The following is a 16,967-nucleotide window of genomic DNA, read 5'->3' on the forward strand; positions in this document are numbered from 1 at the left end:
ACGGGTGGATCTGCAGTCAACCCGCAGTCAAACCCTGTCACCCGATTACGGTCAAGTACGATCAGGCTACGCTCAGTTAACGGCAGATTAAGTCCCGCCCCTCCGAAAGGGGCGGGACCCAGGTGAGACGTGAGGTCACTTCAGGACCGGCTGCGCCGCCGCGGGTGACGTACCCCACTCAGACGGGCGCGGGCCGACCGTGAACGCGAGCGAGCGCAGGGAGCGCAGCCCACCCGTCGTCAGATAGGTACGCCCGTGCGGTGTCCCGTCGGCGCGGACGGACTGGATGTAGCGGTCGGTGGCCGAGGTGCCGGGCGCGGCGATCGTCAGCCGGCCGCCGGGCCAGTAGCGGCGGTCCAGGGTGAGGTCGACGCGGTCGAAGACGGGCGTGGACAGGCCCCAGGTGCCGTAGCCCGGCTGGATCGGGAACAGCCCGATGGACGACAGCACGTTCCAGGCGGACATCGTGCCCAGGTCGTCGTTGCCGGTCATGCCGCTGGGCCCGTCGGTGAAGAGGGTCAGGGCGGCGTGCACCACGTCGGTGGTCTTCCAGGGCTGGCCGGTGGCCAGGTAGGTGTAGGGCGCGATGAGGTCGGGCTCGTTCATCGGGTTGTACTTGTCGGCGTTGTAGTACGCGTACGCGTCGCCGTGCACCCACACCTCGCGGGCGGTCCTCGCGGGGTCGGCGAGCAGCCGGTCGTAGGCGAAGAAGGCGTCCAGGCGGTCGTCGGCCGCGCGCTCGCCGCCGATGAGCCGCACCATGCCGGGCACGTCCTGCGGCACCAGCCACTGGTACTGCCAGGCGGTGCCCTCGTGGAACCCGGTACCGAGCGCCGGGTCGGCCGAGCCGGTGAAGGCGCCGGAAGCGTCACGGGCGCGGAAGAAGCCCGTGGCGGGGTCGAAGATGTTCCGGTAGTTCCGCGCGCGGGCCGCATAGCGGGCGGCGTCGGCGTCGTGGCCCAGGCCGCGGGCCATCTGGGCCAGCATGGCGTCGGCGAGTGCGTACTCCAGGGTGACGGAGGCGCCGTGGTGGTAGTCGGAGTCGCCCATCTTGGCGTACGGGCGGTCCTTGTCGTAGGGGGCGAAGCCGTGCGCGAGGTACTCGGCGTTGGCCTCCCGGCCGATGCCCGGGTAGGCGGCGGGCGGGACGCCGTCGGCGTTCTTCTTCAGCGCGCGGTAGGTCCGCTCCTCGAAGCCCTTGAGCAGCCCCATCTGATAGGCCGTGGTCAGGAAGGGGGTGACCGGGTCGCCGCTCATGACGTTCGTCTCGACGGGGCCGTAGCCCCACTTGGGCAGCCAGCCGCCGTCCTCGTCGATCGCGACGACCGAGCGGGCCATGTCCCGTGCCTCGCGCGGCGCGAGCAGCGCGAGGAGCTGGGCCTGGGTGCGGTAGGTGTCCCACAGCGACCAGTTCTGGTAGTACGTGAAGCCCTTGGCGCGGTGGACACGGCGGTCCCAGCCGAAGTAGCGGCCGTCGTCGTCGCTGCCGATGTTCGGCGCGAGGAACGACCGGTACAGCGAGGAGTAGAAGGTCCGGCGCAGGGTGCCCGTGCCGCCCCGGACATGGACGCCGGCGAGCCGCTTCTCCCACTCCTCGCGGGCCCGCTCGCGTACGGCGTCGAAGGACCGGCCGCGCTCGGCGCCGAGGTTCCCGGCCGCGCCGCGTGCGTCGACGTACGACAGGGCGGTGGTCGCCTCGACCGTACGGTCCCTGGTGGTGTCGAAGCGGACGTAGGCGCCGCCGGGCCCGCTGCGGGAGCCCGGTGTGACCGTCTTGCCGTCCCAGGTGCCGTGGGCGGTGAAGGGCCGGTTGAAGCGGGTGATCGTGTAGACGGTGTAGGGGCCGGTGTCCCGGCAGAAGCCGTGGCCGGTGATCTCGGTGCGCACGGTGTGGTCGTCGAGGATCTCGACGGAACTGGAGACCGTCTTGTGCAGCGACTGGGCCGCGTTCAGCAGGACGTTGGCCTTGTCGGTGGCGGGGAAGGTGTAGCGCTGCACGCCGGTGCGCCGTGTCGCGGTCAGCTCGGCACGGACACCGGAGGACAGGCCGACCCGGTAGTAGCCGGGGCTCGCCGTCTCGTCCCTGTGCGAGAAGCCGGCCGCGTACTGGGTGTAGTCCGTCTGCGTGACATCGCCGGTGGTGGGCAGCACGGGCAGGTCGCCGCCGATGCGGCAGCCGACGCCCGAGAGATGGACCAGGGAGAAGCCGCGGATCCGGTTCTGTGTGTAGTCGTAGCCCGTGCCGTGCCCGGTGTCCGGCGACAGCTGCACCATGCCGAAGGGCACGGCCGCGCCGGGAAAGGTGTTGCCCTCGTCCTGGCTCCCGATGAAGGGGTTGACCAGATCGGCGAGGTGGCCGTCGGTCCGCTCGGCGGCCCGTGCGGTGGGGGTGGCGATCAGCGCGGACGCTGCCATCACCACGGCCAGACACAACCGCGTGCGCCGGGTCCCTCTCATGTCGGATGACCTCCGCAGGTTCGACATCGTTCGTCTGCATCCTGAAGGTCGAACGACTCAAATCCGGGCAAGGTACGGCGATCACTCCGAACGCGTCGCGCAGCGCAGGGACGGTGACAAACCGTCAGAGCATGAGCTTGAAGCCCGCATGGCCGTTCGTGGGCCGGCGCGGAGGCGGCGGACATGCGCCGGCCCTAACCCACGGGCGGGTCCCAGGGGTGCGGTACGGGGACGACGTCCTCGACCTCGATCAGGTCCTCGGCCGCCGCGTCCAGTTCCCGCCGGTCGGACTCCGTCAGGAAGGCGAACAGGGCTCCGCAGTCACGGCAGACACGCCCGAGGGAGGCCTCGAACTCGGGCCGGGGCTTGAAGAATCCAGGCCTGCGGAACTTCAGCCGCAGCCGCTCGTACGACCGCTCCCCCGAGCTGAGCTCACCGACCGGGCTCAGCCGGGCGGAGCCGCATATCCCACATCGCATGCGGGGGACCCTATCCCTAGGGCACCCGCTGTCCCTTCCCCAGGGCGATCACCCCGCCCTTGGACACCGTGTACAGCTCCGCGTCCCGTTCCGGGTTGACGCCGATCGTCGCACCCGGGGGGACCTCCACGTTCTTGTCCAGGACGGCGCCGCGGACCACCGCGCCCCGGCCGATGCGGACGTTGTCGTGCAGCACCGAGCCCTGGACGACCGCTCCAGGGTCGACCCGTACGCCCGGGGAGAGGACCGAGCGGGTGACCTGACCGCGGACCAGGCAGCCCGCGCTGATGATGGACTCCCCCGCGATGCCGCCCCCGTTGAAGCGGGCCGGGGAGAGCTGGCCCGAGTGGGTGTAGATGGGCCACTGGCGGTTGTAGAGGTTGAAGGCGGGACGCTCGGCGATGAGGTCCATGTGCGCCTCGTAGTAGGCGTCCAGGGTGCCCACGTCCCGCCAGTAGCCCTGGTCGCGGGTGGTCTCGCCGGGCACGTGGTTGTCGTTGAAGTCGTACAGCCGGGCCTCGCCGCGCGCGGTGAGCTGAGGCAGGATCGAGCCGCCCATGTCGTGCACGGAACTCTCGTCCTCGGCGTCCCGGTGCAGCGCCTCGATCAGGGCCTTGGTGGTGAAGATGTAGTTGCCCATCGAGGCGAAGACGGTCTCCGGGTCGTCCGGCAGGCCCGGCGGATCGGCGGGCTTCTCCAGGAAGCGGTCCACCGTGAGGCCGTCCGAGCCGGGCGTGATCACCCCGAAGGACGAGGACTCCACGCGCGGCACCCGGATCCCGGCCACCGTCACACCCGAGCCGCCCTCGATGTGCTGGGCGAGCATCTGCCGCGGATCCATCCGGTAGACGTGGTCGGCGCCGAACACGGCGACGTACTCGGGCTGTTCGTCGTGGACCAGGTTCAGGGACTGCAGGATCGCGTCGGCGCTGCCCAGGTACCAGCGCGGGCCGAGGCGCTGCTGCGCCGGGACCGGTGTGACGTAGTTGCCGAGCAGGCTGGACATCCGCCAGGTGGTGGTGATGTGCCGGTCCAGCGAGTGCGACTTGTACTGGGTCAGCACGCAGATGCGCAGGACGTCGGCGTTGACGAGGTTGGACAGGACGAAGTCGACGAGACGGTACGTGCCGCCGAAGGTGACGGCTGGTTTGGCGCGGTCGGCGGTCAGCGGCATCAGACGCTTGCCCTCGCCGCCCGCCAGCACGATCCCGAGTACGGAAGGCCCTCCACGACGCATGGCCGCTCCCCTCACCCTGGTTGAACCATGGCTGCCCCGAGCGGACGGGACTAAGCCTGCTTGAGGATCTCCTCGTACAGCGCGGCCGTGCGCCGGGCCACCGCGTCCCAGCCGAACTCCCCCACGGCGCGCACCCGTCCGGCCTCCCCCATCCGCCGGGCCGTCTCCGGGTCGCCGAGGACGGCGTCCAGCGCCCGCGCGAGGCCGGCCTCGAACTCGTCGTCCGTATCGACCAGCAGGCCCGTACGGCCGTCGGCCACGACCTCCGGGATCCCGCCGACCCTGGAGGCCACGACCGGCGTGCCGCAGGCCATCGCCTCCAGGTTGACGATGCCGAGGGGCTCGTACACCGAGGGGCAGACGAACACGGCCGCCCGCGTGAGGAGTTGGATCACCTCCGGGCGCGGCAGCATCTGCGGGATCCAGAACACGCCCGCGCGGGCCCGGCTCAACTGCTCGAACAGCTCCCGGAACTCCCGGTCGATCTCCGGGGTGTCGGGCGCGCCGGCACACAGCACCACCTGGGCACCGGGGTCGATGTCCCGTACGGCGCGCAGCAGATGGGGCACGCCCTTCTGGCGGGTGATGCGGCCGACGAACAGGACGTACGGGCGGCCGGGGTCGATGCCGTGCCGGGTGAGGGCGTCGATGCCGTGGTCGGGCCGGTACAGGCGGGTGTCGATGCCGTTGTGCACGATGTGTACGGCGGCCGGGTCGAGCGCCGGATAGCAGGCGAGGATGTCCTCGCGCATGGCTCCGGACACGGCGATCACCGCGTCGGCGGCCTCGATCGCGGTGCGTTCCGCCCAGCTCGACAGGGCGTATCCGCCGCCCAGTTGCTCGGCCTTCCAGGGGCGCAGCGGCTCCAGCGAGTGGGCGGTGACCACGTGCGGGACGCCGTACAGGAGCTTGGCGTAGTGGCCGGCGAGGTTGGCGTACCAGGTGTGGGAGTGGACGAGTTCGCGGCCTTCGAGGGCGGCGGCGATGGAGAGGTCCACGGAGAAGGTGCGCAGCGCGTCGTTGGTGCCGTCGAGCGCGGACCAGGGGCGGTGGCGTACGACGCCCACGCCGCGGCCCTCGCCCCAGCAGTGCACCTCCAGGTCCACCAGGGAGGCCAACTCCCGGGCGAGGAACTCCACATGGACACCGGCGCCGCCGTACACGTCCGGGGGGTACTCCCGGGTCAGCAGTCCCACTCGCACCCGACAACCCCCTCGTACCGGTGGCAGGTTTCCCTTCATGGTCACCCAGATGCGGCTCCCGGGGAAGAGCGCGGCGGCCGGGTGAAGCAGCAGTCGCCGCAGACCCCGCCGCCGGGCACCCGGTAGTACAGGCAGCAGCTGCGGCGGCGGAAGGTGGTGCCGGTGCGGGTGCCGGTGGTGCGCAGCAGAGGGTGGGCGAAGAGTTCGCCGGTCAGGGCGCGGGAGCGGTCGGCCGCGTCGGTACGGCCGTGGGCGCGGGCCCAGCGGTCCAGTTCCCTGGCCGCCCCGGCGAGGGCGGAGCCCGCGTTGCCCCACAGCAGCCCCGGCGCGCTGCCGTAACGGCTCCTCAGGGCTTCCCCCAGGGGTTCCAGATGCCCGTGCAGCACGGTGTCGGCGAGGGTGGCGGCGTCGCCGGGCAGCGGGCGCAGTCCGGTCAGGTACAGGTCGTCGGGGGCGGAGGCGAGGGGGTCCCAGCGCAGCAGACGCGGGTCGAGGTCGGGCAGTTGGCCGTACCGGACGGCGCAGCCGAGGGCCGCCGACCACAGCCGGGCGGCCAGCCCCTGCTGCGCGATCGAGGCCGCGACGCGCCGCTCGGCCGTGCGCAGACGGTCCGCGACCACGGCGACCCGTGTCGTCAGGGCATCGCGGTGCGCATCCGGTGTCACCCGTGCGTAGGTCTCCGCGAGTGTCGGCAGCCGCCCGGGGGCCGGGGCGCCGGGCGGGCCCGGGACCGTACGCAGGACGAAGAAGCCGCCGAGCGGGCGGAGGGCCGAGAGGTCGGGGTCGAGGTCCACGACACGTACTGGTATCAGGTGCGTTCCCGGACCGGTCCCCGAGGTCCCCGCAGTGCGTCACCCGTCCCGAGGATGATCGGGCGGCTGGTGTACTCCATCGGCAGTAGGAGGCATTGTGTGCTCAGGGACGACGACGGGAACAGCGCGGGCGGGCAGAGTGTTGGCCATGGATGCCGACCGTACGCCGCGCCGGGCTCAGGGCCCCCGCCGCACGCAGGGGAGACGCCGATGAGCACCCTCGCGTTGTCCGTGCTGCTGTCGTTCGTGTCCGCCCTCGCCTACGCGGCCGGCGCGATCGTGCAGGAGCAGGTGGCGGTGTCCGCCCCGGACAGCGCGTATCTGCCGCTGCGCCGGCCGAGTTGGTGGGGCGCGCTGGCCCTCAACGGTCTCGGCGGCCTGCTGCACGTGGCGGCGCTGGCGTACGGTCCGCTCAGCCTGGTCCAGCCGCTCGGCGCGCTGACCATCGTCTTCGCGCTGCCCATGGCGGCGCTGTTCGTCGGCCGCCCGGCCGGGGCGACCGCCTGGCGCGGCGCGGTCATGGCCACGGTGGGTCTCGCCGGTCTGCTGTCCCTGGTCGGCTCCTCCGAGACCCACTCCCTCGGCGCCGCCCAGCGGGTGGCGGTCGCGCTGGTCTCCGGCGGCGCGGTCGTGGCGCTGATGTGCGCGGGCCGGGCCGCGCAGCGCCATCCGGCGGTGCGCAGCGTGCTGCTCGCCACGGCCTCCGGCATAGCGTTCGGCATGTCGTCGGTGTTCACCAAGACCGTCGCCGTGGACTGGACGCACGGCATCGACCTGGACGACCTGCCCTCCCTCGCGGTGCTCGGCGTGTTCGCGGCCGGCGGTGTCCTGCTGTCCCAGGCCTCCTACCGGGGCGGCGGCCTCGCCGCCCCGCTGGCCACGCTGACCGTGGTCAATCCGGTGCTGGCGGCGGCCGTCGGCATCCTGATGTTCGGCGAGACGTTCCGCTACGGCGGCACGGGCACCGCCCTCGCCGTGAGCTGCGGCGTGGTGGCGGCGGGCGGGCTGGTCATGCTGACGACCGAGCGGGTCGAGCGCGCCGAGGCGCCCTCGCTGCCGGAGGGCGTCCCGGAACCGGTTTCCGCCGCCGGTCCCGCCGCCGATTCCGTCGCCGATTGCGTCGCCGATTGCGTCGCCGCGGAAGGGCTTCTCGGCATGCCGCAGCAGCGGGTCGCGAGTCCGGTCGAGGCCGAGGGGACCGAGCGCTCCGGGGCCGACGGCACGCTCGAGGCGCCTGCGCTGAGGGAGTTGCTGCTGCCCGGAGCGGGCGGCCGCGGTGAGCGCGGCGACGACGGCGAACCAGGGGCCGACCCCGTGCTCCCCGCGTCGTACACCGCGCTGCCCACGGGCGTCCCGGTGCCGCTGCCGGTCCTGGACCGGCGGCGTTCGCGTGTCAGATCCTGACGCCGCCGGCCCGCAGATAGGCGAGCGGGTCGATGTCCGAGCCGAAGTCGGGTCCGGTCCGCACCTCGAAGTGCAGGTGCGGGCCGGTGACGTTTCCGGTGGCCCCGGACCGGCCGATGCGCTGGCCGGCGGCGACGTCCTGCCCGATCCGCACCGAGATGGCCGACAGGTGGCCGTACTGGGTGTAGCGGCCGTCGGCGTGCCGGATCACCACCTGGTAGCCGTAGGCGCCGCCCCAGCCCGCGGCCACCACGTGCCCGGCCTCGGCGGCCTGCACGGAGGTGCCGGTCGGCACGAGGAAGTCGACGCCGGTGTGGTAGCCCTTCGACCAGTGCGAGCCGGCCACGCGGTAGCCGGTGCCGATCGGGGCGTCGACCGGGGCGACGAGCGTGCGTCCGGTGGACCTGGTCCGGTGTTCCGCGGTCCTGTGCTCCGAAGGGGCCTTCTTCTTCGGGGACTTGGTGCCGGTGGCGGCCGTGCCGCGCAGGCTGAGCCGCTGGCCCGGCAGGATGAGGTCGGGGTCGGCGCCGATCGTCGCGCGATTGCCGGCGTAGAGCCCGTGCCAGCCGCCGCGGACGTGGTGCTCCTCGGCGATCCCGGACAGCGTGTCGCCGTGCACCACCGTGTACATCTCGGCCCGGCCGGCGCGGGACTGCGGGGTGGTCTGCGGCCGCACGTCCCGTACGGACGTCTTCCGTTCCGCCTGCACGGGCCGGGTCGCCGCGCTGTCCGTGTGCGTGCCGGGGTCCGCGTCCCCCCGGGTCAGCCCGGCCCGCACCGAGCACACGGGCCAGGCGCCCGGCCCCTGCCCGTCGAGGACCTGCTCGGCGACGGCGATCTGCTGGTCCCTGGTCGCGAGGTCGGCCCGCGGGGCGTACCGGGTGCCGCCGTACGCCTCCCAGGTGGACTGGGTGAACTGCAGCCCGCCGTAGAAGCCGTTGCCCGTGTTGATGCTCCAGTTGCCGCTGGACTCGCAGGCGGCGACCTTGTTCCAGGTGGAGGCCTCGGCCGCGTCGGCCGTGCCGGCGACGACCAGCGGGATCGCGAGGCCGGCGCCGCCCGCCGTGACGGTGAGTGAGGCGCGGTTGATCCTGTTCGGCTGGTACCGGCGGTGCCGGCCGCGTACGGCCATGTCGAATTCCCCTCGGCATGCGTCAGGAGGGGCAAAAATAGGCGCGGCGAACAGGCCATGACAAGACGGAAATCCGGCCTCCCGCACCGCCCAAGTGGCCGGGAACGGCCCCCGCTTGACCTCGATCGCCGGAGACTGAGGCTCCGGACGCCGTGGCTGCGTACTCAAGCCCGGCGGGTCAATGTGCGCTCGCCGTGGCGGCACGACAGGATGGGCGAGAACCCGTACTGACGACAGCCGTAGTCACGAGGCAACCAAGGAGCAGGCGGTATGAGCACTTCAGCGCAGATCGGTGTCACGGGCCTCGCGGTCATGGGCCGCAATCTCGCCCGGAACTTCGCCCGCAACGGCTACACGGTCGCCGTGCACAACCGTACGGCGTCGCGGATGAAGGCGCTGGTGGAGGAGTTCGGGCACGAGGGCGGCTTCATCGGGGCCGAGACCGCCGAGGAGTTCGTGGCGGCGCTGGAACGCCCCCGCCGCCTGGTGATCATGGTGAAGGCGGGTGAGCCGACGGACGCGGTGATCCAGGAGTTCGCGCCGCTGCTGGAGCCCGGTGACATGATCATCGACGGTGGCAACGCGCACTTCGCGGACACCCGGCGCCGGGAGCGGGAGCTGCGCGAGCGGGGCATCCACTTCGTCGGCACGGGCATCTCCGGCGGCGAGGAGGGCGCGCTGCACGGGCCGAGCATCATGCCGGGCGGGTCGGTGGAGTCGTACGCGTCGCTGGGCCCGATGCTGGAGAAGATCTCCGCGAAGGCGAAGGACGGCGCGCCCTGTGTGACCCACTGCGGCCCCGACGGCGCCGGGCACTTCGTGAAGATGGTCCACAACGGCATCGAGTACGCCGACATGCAGCTGATCGGCGAGGCGTACCAGCTGCTGCGCGACGTCGCCGGGTACTCCCCCGCCGAGATCGCGGAGATCTTCCGCACCTGGAACACCGGCCGTCTCGACTCCTACCTGATCGAGATCACGGCCGAGGTGCTGTCGCACGTGGACGCGGCGACCGGCAAGCCGTTCGTGGACGTGGTCGTGGACCAGGCGGAGCAGAAGGGCACGGGCCGGTGGACGGTCCAGATCGCGCTGGACCTGGGCGTGCCGGTGTCCGGGATCGCCGAGGCGGTCTTCGCCCGCTCACTGTCCGGTCACGCGAAGCTCCGCGAGGCCTCGCAGGGGCTGGCGGGCCCGACGGCGGTACCGCTCGGCAAGGAGGAAGCCGCGGCCTTCGCCGACCGGGTCGAGCAGGCGCTGTACGCGTCGAAGATCGTGTCGTACACGCAGGGCTTCCACGAGATCGCCGCGGGCAGCGAGGAGTACGGCTGGGACATCGACCTCGGCGCGGTGGCCTCGATCTGGCGGGGCGGCTGCATCATCCGGGCCGCGTTCCTGGACCGGATCCGCGCCGCGTACGACGCCCGGGCCGATCTGCCGAGCCTGCTGTCGGACGAGACGTTCGCGCGCGAGATCGCCGCGGCGCAGGACGACTGGCGTGAGGTGCTGATCGCCGCGACGCGGCAGGGGGTGCCGACGCCGGGGTTCGCGGCGGCACTGGCGTACTACGACGCGCTGCGGGCGACTCGCCTGCCGGCGGCTCTGACGCAGGGGCAGCGGGACTTCTTCGGGGCGCACACGTACCGGAGGGTGGACCGGGAGGGGACGTTCCACACGTTGTGGGGCGGGGACCGGTCGGAGGTCTCTGCGTAGTTCGCGCGCCTGAAGGGGCGGGGGCACTCGCGGCCGGCGGGCACGGGTGCGTTGTGGCTGGTCGCGCCCACGCGGCGGAGACGCATGCCGACACAGCCCGCTCCCCTTCCGGACGCCAGTGTGCCCGGTGGTGTCAGGTGAGGGGCGGGCCCGGCTCGGGGTTCGGTACGGGTTCCGGGCCCGGCGGGATCGGGGACGGTGAGGGTTCCGGTGGGCCCGGGGCCGGGGGTGGGGTCGGGGTGGGGCCCGGTGGGGGTGGGGTGGGCTGCGGGACCGGCTCGGGGGGTGGGACGGGGCTCGGGTACGGGTCCGGTGGGGTGGGACCTGGACCCGGTGGCGGCCCCGGGGGGACCGGGTCGGGATGCGGGTTCGTCATGGTGTCCTCCGGCAGTCGCTGGACGTCGCCTCTGGACTACTCCCCCGCCTACCCGACCCCCGCCCTGCCACTCACCCGACAGGACGAGCCACGCCCGCTCGGCACCGGCCGCAGTGCGCGCGCAGCCGTTCCGTCACGGCCTACGCCCACCCGCCGGCCCGGCCGGCCGATCGTCGCGGACCCCGGTCCCGCTCCTGGGCCCGGTCCGGCCCCGTACGGCCTCTGGGTCCGGCCCCGTGCGGCCTCTCGGTCCGGCCCCGTACGGCCTCTGGGTCCGGCCCCGTGCGGCCTCTCGGTCCGGCCCCGTGCGGCCTCTCGGTCAGGCCCCGTACGGCCTCCCGGTCAGGCGCCGACGGACTGCGGGCTGCGCCGCTGGTCCGATCCGGGCACCGGCTCGGACGGGTCGGCGCCGAGGGACACGATCCGGTTGCCGGCGTCGACATGCACGACCCGCGGCTTCAGCTCCCGCGCCTCGGCGTCGGTGACCTGGGCATAGCTGATGATGATCACCAGGTCTCCGGGGTGCACGAGATGGGCCGCCGCCCCGTTGATCCCGATCACCCCGGACCCGCGCTCGCCCTCGATGACGTACGTCTCCAGCCGGGCGCCGTTGGTGATGTCCACGATGTGCACGAGCTCGCCGGGCAGCAGATCGGCGGCGTCGAGCAGGTCGGCGTCGATGGTCACCGATCCCACGTAGTGCAGGTCGGCCTGGGTGACGGTGGCGCGGTGGATCTTGGACTTGAACAGAGTACGCAGCACTTTGGACTCCTAGAAGACGGCTCCCCGCCGGCTCTCTGCAGGTCAGGGGCGTCGTTCACTGTACATCGGCATACCTTTCAATCGAAGACTTGCCAGAACATCGTTCGCCACGACGAGCAGGCTTCTCACCTGCGCGATCTGCGCAAGTCAAGCTGCCGCGGAGCCGTCGACCAGGAGCAGGTACGGAAGACTGTCCCGGTCCGATGCTGATGGGATGCTGACTTACCTGACGATCCATCAGGTAAGTCTGGCGAGGCCAGTGTGGTGATTGCCAAGGACCTGGGCCTCAGTGCCGGTCGGTGCAGCGGTGGCGGCAGGGATAGGGCGAGGGCGGCCCGCGATCTATGCGCAACGACACGACACCACGACTTGAGCCTTCAGTGGACAGTTCCATTCCTCGTCATCCTGAGACCGGTGGTCTTGTTGTGGCCGTAGCACCTCCATAAGACGTCATTTCAGTTGGTGAGTCGACGGTGGGATATGAGGGTCGCAGCGATCGCGGTGAAAGCGAGGAAGCGCTCCGGCTTGCGCTCGTAGCGGCGGTGGAGGCGTGGGCAGCCGGACAGCCAGGACACGGTCCCTTCCACGACCCAGCGGTGCCGGCCCAGGTGTCGGGACGACTCGATGCCCTTGTGGGCGAGGCGGTGCCGAATGCCGCGGGCGGACAGCCGGCGCCGCAGGTGTCGTTGGTCGTATCCCGTCTCCCCGTGGAGTTTGCCGGGCCGTCGGCGTCGGGTCCGCGACGTGAGCGGATGGGCGGGATGCCACGGACAAGTGGAATGAGGGCCTGGCTGTCGTGGAGGTTCGCGGCGGAGATACCGATGGACAGGGGCCGCTGCGGTCGACGATGAGGTGGATTTTCGATCCGGCTTTGCCGCGGTCGGTCGGATTCGGTCCCGTCAGTTGCCCCTTTGAGGGCTCGGACGCTGACGGAGTCGATGGCGCACCGCGACCAGTCCAGCCCGCCCCGGGAACCGAGTTCGTCGAGGACCAGCCGGTGCAGCTTGGCCCACACCCTGGCCTCGGTCCACTCTGCGAACCGGCGGAATGCAGTGACGCCTGACAGGCTCATGAGAACCCCCACTCGTGGAACCTGCGCGGAGCCTGCTCGGACGATCGGCCGCCGGAGTGGCGGCCCGGATCGACAGGTTGCCCATCGGTCCTCGGTGACGCGGCCGACCGGCCGGTTCACCTCACATGGCCCGATACCCTCACGACAGGGACCAGGTCTGGCTGCCGGCGCTCGCAGCGGCTCCCGTCTCCTGGTCCACCGCCGCCTTCTCGGCGGTCGAGCCGTCCGCTACACCGATGTTCACGCCGCTGCCTACGCCCACCAGCATGTAGGTACTGCCGGAGTAGCTGCCGACCAGGTCGAGCGCCCACTGCTGGTTGGTGCCGCCGTTGCACCTGAACTGCTGCAGTTGCACACCGGCAGCCGTCGACTTGTACGGCACGTCCAGGCAGAGTCCGCTTTTCACACTGGTCAGCGTGTAGATGTTGTCCGCCACCCTGGTGAGGTTCCACTTCTGGTTGTCGCCGTTGTGGTCCGGAAACTGAATGACCTTGGCCTTTTCCTCCGGGTCGGCCCCGTATACATCCATCGCCATCGAACTCTTGGCATTGATCAGTTCGTGGACTCCGGCGGACGGCAGCCCGCTGCCGGCACTCCAGGTACCGGCAGCGGGATCGAGGGACCAGGTGGGGTACTGGCCGAGGTTGACGGTCGTTCCCCTGATCGTCAGCGGAAGCCAGATCAGCTGGGAGTTGCCGAGGTCGTTCGGGTTCCAGCGGTCGCCGGCGTAGAGATAGGTGGTGCCGGACGTGCCCTGCACGGTGATGATGTTGGCCGTCTGGCTGTTGTAGGTGTTGGTTCCCGGTCCGGCGAAGTCCCGGAACGACGACCAGGGTCCGCTCAGCGATGTGGCCGTGGCATAGACGTTGTCGTTGGTGGCCCAGCCCGACAGGTGGGAGCCGAACACGTAATAGAGTCCGTTGGCCTTCACCATGGCGGGCGACTCGATGCTCTTGTCGTCGCTGCCGCCCAGGACCGCAACCGCGCTGTCCACCGAGAGGTAGTCGGCGGAGAGCCGGTCGATGCGCAGACCGTGCCGGCGGTCCTCGCTCAGCAGATACGCGGTGCCGTCGATGTCCTGGAACGAGCCGATGTCACGGCTCTCGAAGCCGAGCGGCCGGAAGCTGCCCCGGTAGGTGTACGGCCCGCACGGCGTGCTGCTGGTTGCCACCCCGACCTTGGCCTCGGAGTAGCTCGGGTTGTCGATGTGCGTGTACATCACGTACGTGCGCGTCGAGGAGTTGTAGATGACCTTCGGCCGCTCCACGATCCGGTTCGGCCCGAGGTCGCCGCTGCTCTGCCTCGCCAAGGCCACGCCCTGATAGGTCCAGTTGGCGAGGTCGGTCGAGGTGTAGCAGGGGATGTTCTGGAATGACGTGTTGTCCTTGGTCCGCCCGGTCTTGTCCTCACCGAAGCCGTACCAGGTGTCACCGACGTCGATGATGCCCAGGCCGTGCAGTTGGAGGGTGTTGCCGTCCTGGTCGGTCCTGGTGGCTCCCAGGGTGAACGAGACCGTGGCCGCGCTCGCCTTCGCGGTGGGAAGCAGGAGTGCCGCAAGGCTGAGGAGCAGCGTCAGTAACGCGGTGGCGACTGTGCGGAGGCGGGCGCCGGGCCGGAGGTCACGGGATCTTCCGATGGGCATGTCTCTCACCTCTCTCCCTGCACCAGTTGCAGCCCGGCACCGGCGATGATGGTGGCGGTTGTCAGCAGCAGGCAGGCCCGAACGATGGTCTGGGCTCTGGTGAGGGGAGTGACCGGGGTGTTGGCAGCCACGGTGATTCCTTGATCGCCTCGGAGTTGACCACGGTCGGTGTTCAGACCTGCTCGGTGGGGCGTACGAGCAACTCGGCGACGGCCACGTGCCGGGGGCGGGTGACGATGTAGCCGACGGTGTCGGCGATGTCCTGGCCCTGCAGCCGCTCGATGTCGCCCAGGGACGAGGCGATGTACTGCTGGACGGCGTCCGGGTTGTGCGTGCGCAGTTCGGTGTCGACGCTGCCCGGCTCGATGACGGACACGCGCACGTGCTGGCGTGCCAGTTCCTGGCGCAGGGATTCGCTGAAGGCGCCGACGCCGAACTTGGTGGCGCAGTACACGGCGGACATGGCATAGGCGTTGCGGCCGGCGAGCGAGCCGATGTTGACGATGTCGGCGACCTGACGCGGTGCCTCGGCGGCTGCCTTGACCAGGTGGGGAATGGCCGCGTGGGTGCTGTACATCAGGCCCATGAGGTTGATGTCGATCATGCGCCGCCAGTCGTTCAGGTCCGCCCCGGGGGCGGGGCCGAGCAGCATGAGACCGGCGTTGTTGACCAGGGTGTCCAGGCGGCCCAGGCCCTCGACGGTCCGCTCGACCGCTTCCGCGGCGGCCTGGGCGTCGGTGATGTCGGCAGGCACGACCAGGGCCTTTCCGCCGATGCCGGTGATTTCCGTGGCGAGTGCGGTGAGCCGGTCCTCGCGGCGGCCGACCAGGGCCACGGAGGCGCCCTGGCGGGTCAGCTCCAGGGCGGTGGCGTGGCCGATCCCGCTGGAGGCACCGGTGACCAGGGCGACAGTGCCTTCAAGACGACGAGTCATGGGTTCAAGCCTTTCGATGAACGGTCACGCTGCTCGGGGGCCGTACCGGACAAGGGGGTGACGGCCTATCGGTGAGGGCCGTACGGGGGTGGAGGCCGCTCAGGACCGGGCCGAGGGCCCAATGGGGAAGTGAGCATCGCCGGACAGAAGAACACCGGCACCGCGCGTCGGGGAACCAAGGAGGAGGGAGAGCTGCCGCCTCGCGAGCGCCTGGTCCGGGCCGCGCGGCGGCTGTTCTGTTACGAGGGCGTCCGCGCGATCGGCGTGGAACGGCTGATCGCCGAGGCCGGGGTGACCAAGGCGACCTTCTACCGGCACTTCGTCTCCAAGGACGACCTGGTCGTGGCTTACCTGCTGACCAAGGACGACTAGGCCGAGAGGCCGCGCCCAAGAGGCAGGAAGACCGGTCGTTCTCCATGCCGGAGATAGCCCCCTCGGCAGACTCACGCCAGTGGTCGATCCACTTGCGGGATCCCTCACTGGTCCACCGCCGCCGCAGAGGTCCGCCGGCTTGCACGGCCGACCTCCTCCGCTCCCTGATCTCCCGGCGCAGGCGATGACCGTGGTCGAGGTGGCATCGACCGTCGGGACCAAGGTTGCGCGGAGACCCGCCGAGGGAGCTCCCGTCGATGGCCGACCACACACCGGTCGGGCACTCCGCACCAGCCATGACGGCAACCAGCACAACTGCCCCGCCCGGCCCCCGCCGCAGCGTGTGGCGACCGGGTCCGGAACAGGGGAGCGCGGACGAAGAACGTTGCATGGCGACCCCTGGGGCAGAGAGCAGCGACCCTGGGAACTTAAGACGCAAAGACACGAGATCGATCAGAAACAAACGGCATCTAACAGCACGCCCATGACACCTGTTCGGAGTGTCGAACGTCAAGGGCTGTGCGTCGCCTTTCTCGACTTGAGGTCACGCCAAGAGATCCGATGATCACGCGCAGGGGCTGCTCCCATGGCTCCGCGCAGCCGTGAGGCGTGGTGATGCGTTTGACGAAGCGCGCGGAGAAGCCCAGCACAAGCCCTGTGCGGCCAGGACATCCGACGTAGGCGCCCGGACTTTCACTCAACCGGCCGCGGCAGAGCTCCCACGCCAATCCCTCAGAAAACAACATCTTCCTCGGCCCAGTGTCTTGACAGTCTTGCGTGAGCACGCGGTACAACTACGCCATTGGGCATGATGCGTTGACCTCGACCGCCGCGGACACATGCCCTGGCAGCCGTCGATGAAGAACGTTCACCGGTACTGCCTCATTGACCACCACTGATGCAGGCGGGGGATCCCTCCCTCACGCCATCGACAGGATCACCCATGACGATCTCCCGTTCCCGTTCGCCGACCAGACCGACCGTCTCCCTGCGAGCTCGGCATTCATCGGCTCGCTGCATAACACGCACGGCCCACTTCACCGCTGCGCGACCCAACTTACGTGCGGCTTTGGCCGCTTGAGCATCGGTCACTCGCAGCATCCGTACAGCGCCGTCGAGCCGGGCAAGCCAGGCAGGTAGCACCCTTCATGTCTCGGCGCACGGACAGATCACCCCCGGGGGACGGGTCCTGGGTAAACGCGTGCCAGTTCACCGGCAGCATCGCTGATCAGTCTCGCTGGCCCTGCGAAACCGCGAGGCGCCCCCGGCCGACCGCCGCTGCCGTGCACGGATCGGTCCAGTGCTACCCGCTCGAAAGCCGCTCACCCCCCCCCACTCGTAAACGCCGGCAGCCCGATGTTCGGCATGCCCGAAAC

General features: G+C 70.6%; 13 protein-coding genes and 1 pseudogene. 3 read left to right on the forward strand and 11 right to left on the reverse strand.

The genetic code is table 11. The features are described from left to right. Positions 1–135: 135 nt before the first annotated feature. From BFF78_RS05060 to BFF78_RS05080, 5 genes are all read right to left on the reverse strand, one after another. Positions 136–2,457, reverse strand: coding sequence for a GH92 family glycosyl hydrolase (locus BFF78_RS05060; RefSeq protein WP_069777158.1), 2,322 nt, complete (start codon positions 2,455–2,457; stop codon positions 136–138). A gap of 194 nt (positions 2,458–2,651) precedes the next feature. Next, positions 2,652–2,936, reverse strand: coding sequence for a hypothetical protein (locus BFF78_RS05065; RefSeq protein ID WP_069777159.1), 285 nt, complete (start codon positions 2,934–2,936; stop codon positions 2,652–2,654). A gap of 16 nt (positions 2,937–2,952) precedes the next feature. Continuing rightward, positions 2,953–4,173, reverse strand: a complete 1,221-nt coding sequence (gene glgC, locus BFF78_RS05070) for a glucose-1-phosphate adenylyltransferase (protein WP_069777160.1) — start codon at positions 4,171–4,173, stop codon at positions 2,953–2,955. A 50-nt stretch (positions 4,174–4,223) separates the two neighbouring features. Beyond that, a complete protein-coding gene (gene glgA, locus BFF78_RS05075; protein ID WP_227025710.1) occupies positions 4,224–5,375 on the reverse strand; it encodes a glycogen synthase in 1,152 nt (383 codons plus the stop codon). Positions 5,376–5,416: 41 nt separating this feature from the next. Further along, a complete protein-coding gene (locus tag BFF78_RS05080; RefSeq protein WP_069777162.1) occupies positions 5,417–6,169 on the reverse strand; it encodes a (2Fe-2S)-binding protein in 753 nt (250 codons plus the stop codon). Positions 6,170–6,397: 228 nt separating this feature from the next. On the opposite strand from BFF78_RS05080, the gene BFF78_RS05085 reads away from it, so the two are divergent. Continuing rightward, on the forward strand, positions 6,398–7,591 hold the full coding sequence (locus tag BFF78_RS05085; RefSeq protein WP_107440856.1) for a DMT family transporter: 1,194 nt from the start codon (positions 6,398–6,400) through the stop codon (positions 7,589–7,591). On the opposite strand, the gene BFF78_RS05090 is transcribed toward BFF78_RS05085, so the two are convergent. Then, a complete protein-coding gene (locus BFF78_RS05090) occupies positions 7,581–8,723 on the reverse strand; it encodes a transglycosylase family protein (protein ID WP_069777163.1) in 1,143 nt (380 codons plus the stop codon). The two genes, BFF78_RS05085 and BFF78_RS05090, sit on opposite strands and share 11 nt — an antisense overlap. A gap of 270 nt (positions 8,724–8,993) precedes the next feature. On the opposite strand from BFF78_RS05090, the gene gndA reads away from it, so the two are divergent. Further along, positions 8,994–10,433: an NADP-dependent phosphogluconate dehydrogenase gene (gene gndA / locus BFF78_RS05095; protein ID WP_069777164.1), complete on the forward strand. Its 1,440-nt coding sequence runs from the start codon at positions 8,994–8,996 to the stop codon at positions 10,431–10,433. A gap of 718 nt (positions 10,434–11,151) precedes the next feature. On the opposite strand, the gene panD is transcribed toward gndA, so the two are convergent. The 5 genes and pseudogenes from panD to BFF78_RS05110 form a co-directional block, all read right to left on the reverse strand. Then, positions 11,152–11,571 (reverse strand): aspartate 1-decarboxylase, encoded by a 420-nt coding sequence (gene panD, locus BFF78_RS05100; RefSeq protein ID WP_069777165.1) that lies wholly within the window; start codon positions 11,569–11,571, stop codon positions 11,152–11,154. 455 nt (positions 11,572–12,026) lie between these two features. Further along, positions 12,027–12,778 (reverse strand): annotated as a pseudogene (locus BFF78_RS44565) (IS5 family transposase). 4 nt (positions 12,779–12,782) lie between these two features. Next, positions 12,783–14,285 carry an RICIN domain-containing protein gene (locus tag BFF78_RS05105; RefSeq protein WP_069777166.1) on the reverse strand — a complete coding sequence of 501 codons (1,503 nt, stop codon included), beginning with the start codon at positions 14,283–14,285 and terminating at the stop codon, positions 12,783–12,785. 5 nt (positions 14,286–14,290) lie between these two features. Next, positions 14,291–14,416, reverse strand: coding sequence for a hypothetical protein (locus BFF78_RS49290; protein WP_257786862.1), 126 nt, complete (start codon positions 14,414–14,416; stop codon positions 14,291–14,293). Positions 14,417–14,457: 41 nt separating this feature from the next. After that, positions 14,458–15,219, reverse strand: a complete 762-nt coding sequence (locus BFF78_RS05110; protein ID WP_069777167.1) for an SDR family NAD(P)-dependent oxidoreductase — start codon at positions 15,217–15,219, stop codon at positions 14,458–14,460. A 129-nt stretch (positions 15,220–15,348) separates the two neighbouring features. Here BFF78_RS05110 and BFF78_RS05115 point away from each other — a divergent pair, with 129 nt between their 5' ends. Beyond that, positions 15,349–15,591, forward strand: a complete 243-nt coding sequence (locus tag BFF78_RS05115; RefSeq protein ID WP_167739138.1) for a TetR/AcrR family transcriptional regulator — start codon at positions 15,349–15,351, stop codon at positions 15,589–15,591. Positions 15,592–16,967 lie beyond the last annotated feature (1,376 nt).

The sequence above is a fragment of the Streptomyces fodineus genome (assembly GCF_001735805.1).
Lineage (GTDB): Bacteria > Actinomycetota > Actinomycetes > Streptomycetales > Streptomycetaceae > Streptomyces > Streptomyces fodineus.

Bases quoted from the DNA above. Each gene is read 5' to 3' on its own strand.
- BFF78_RS05085 (WP_107440856.1), top strand. From the start codon at position 6,398: ATGAGCACCCTCGCGTTGTCCGTGCTGCTGTCGTTCGTGTCCGCCCTC.
- glgC (WP_069777160.1), bottom strand. From the start codon at position 4,173: ATGCGTCGTGGAGGGCCTTCCGTACTCGGGATCGTGCTGGCGGGCGGC.
- BFF78_RS05065 (WP_069777159.1), bottom strand. From the start codon at position 2,936: ATGCGATGTGGGATATGCGGCTCCGCCCGGCTGAGCCCGGTCGGTGAG.
- gndA (WP_069777164.1), top strand. From the start codon at position 8,994: ATGAGCACTTCAGCGCAGATCGGTGTCACGGGCCTCGCGGTCATGGGC.
- BFF78_RS05110 (WP_069777167.1), bottom strand. From the start codon at position 15,219: ATGACTCGTCGTCTTGAAGGCACTGTCGCCCTGGTCACCGGTGCCTCC.
- BFF78_RS05090 (WP_069777163.1), bottom strand. From the start codon at position 8,723: ATGGCCGTACGCGGCCGGCACCGCCGGTACCAGCCGAACAGGATCAAC.
- BFF78_RS05105 (WP_069777166.1), bottom strand. From the start codon at position 14,285: ATGCCCATCGGAAGATCCCGTGACCTCCGGCCCGGCGCCCGCCTCCGC.
- BFF78_RS05060 (WP_069777158.1), bottom strand. From the start codon at position 2,457: ATGAGAGGGACCCGGCGCACGCGGTTGTGTCTGGCCGTGGTGATGGCA.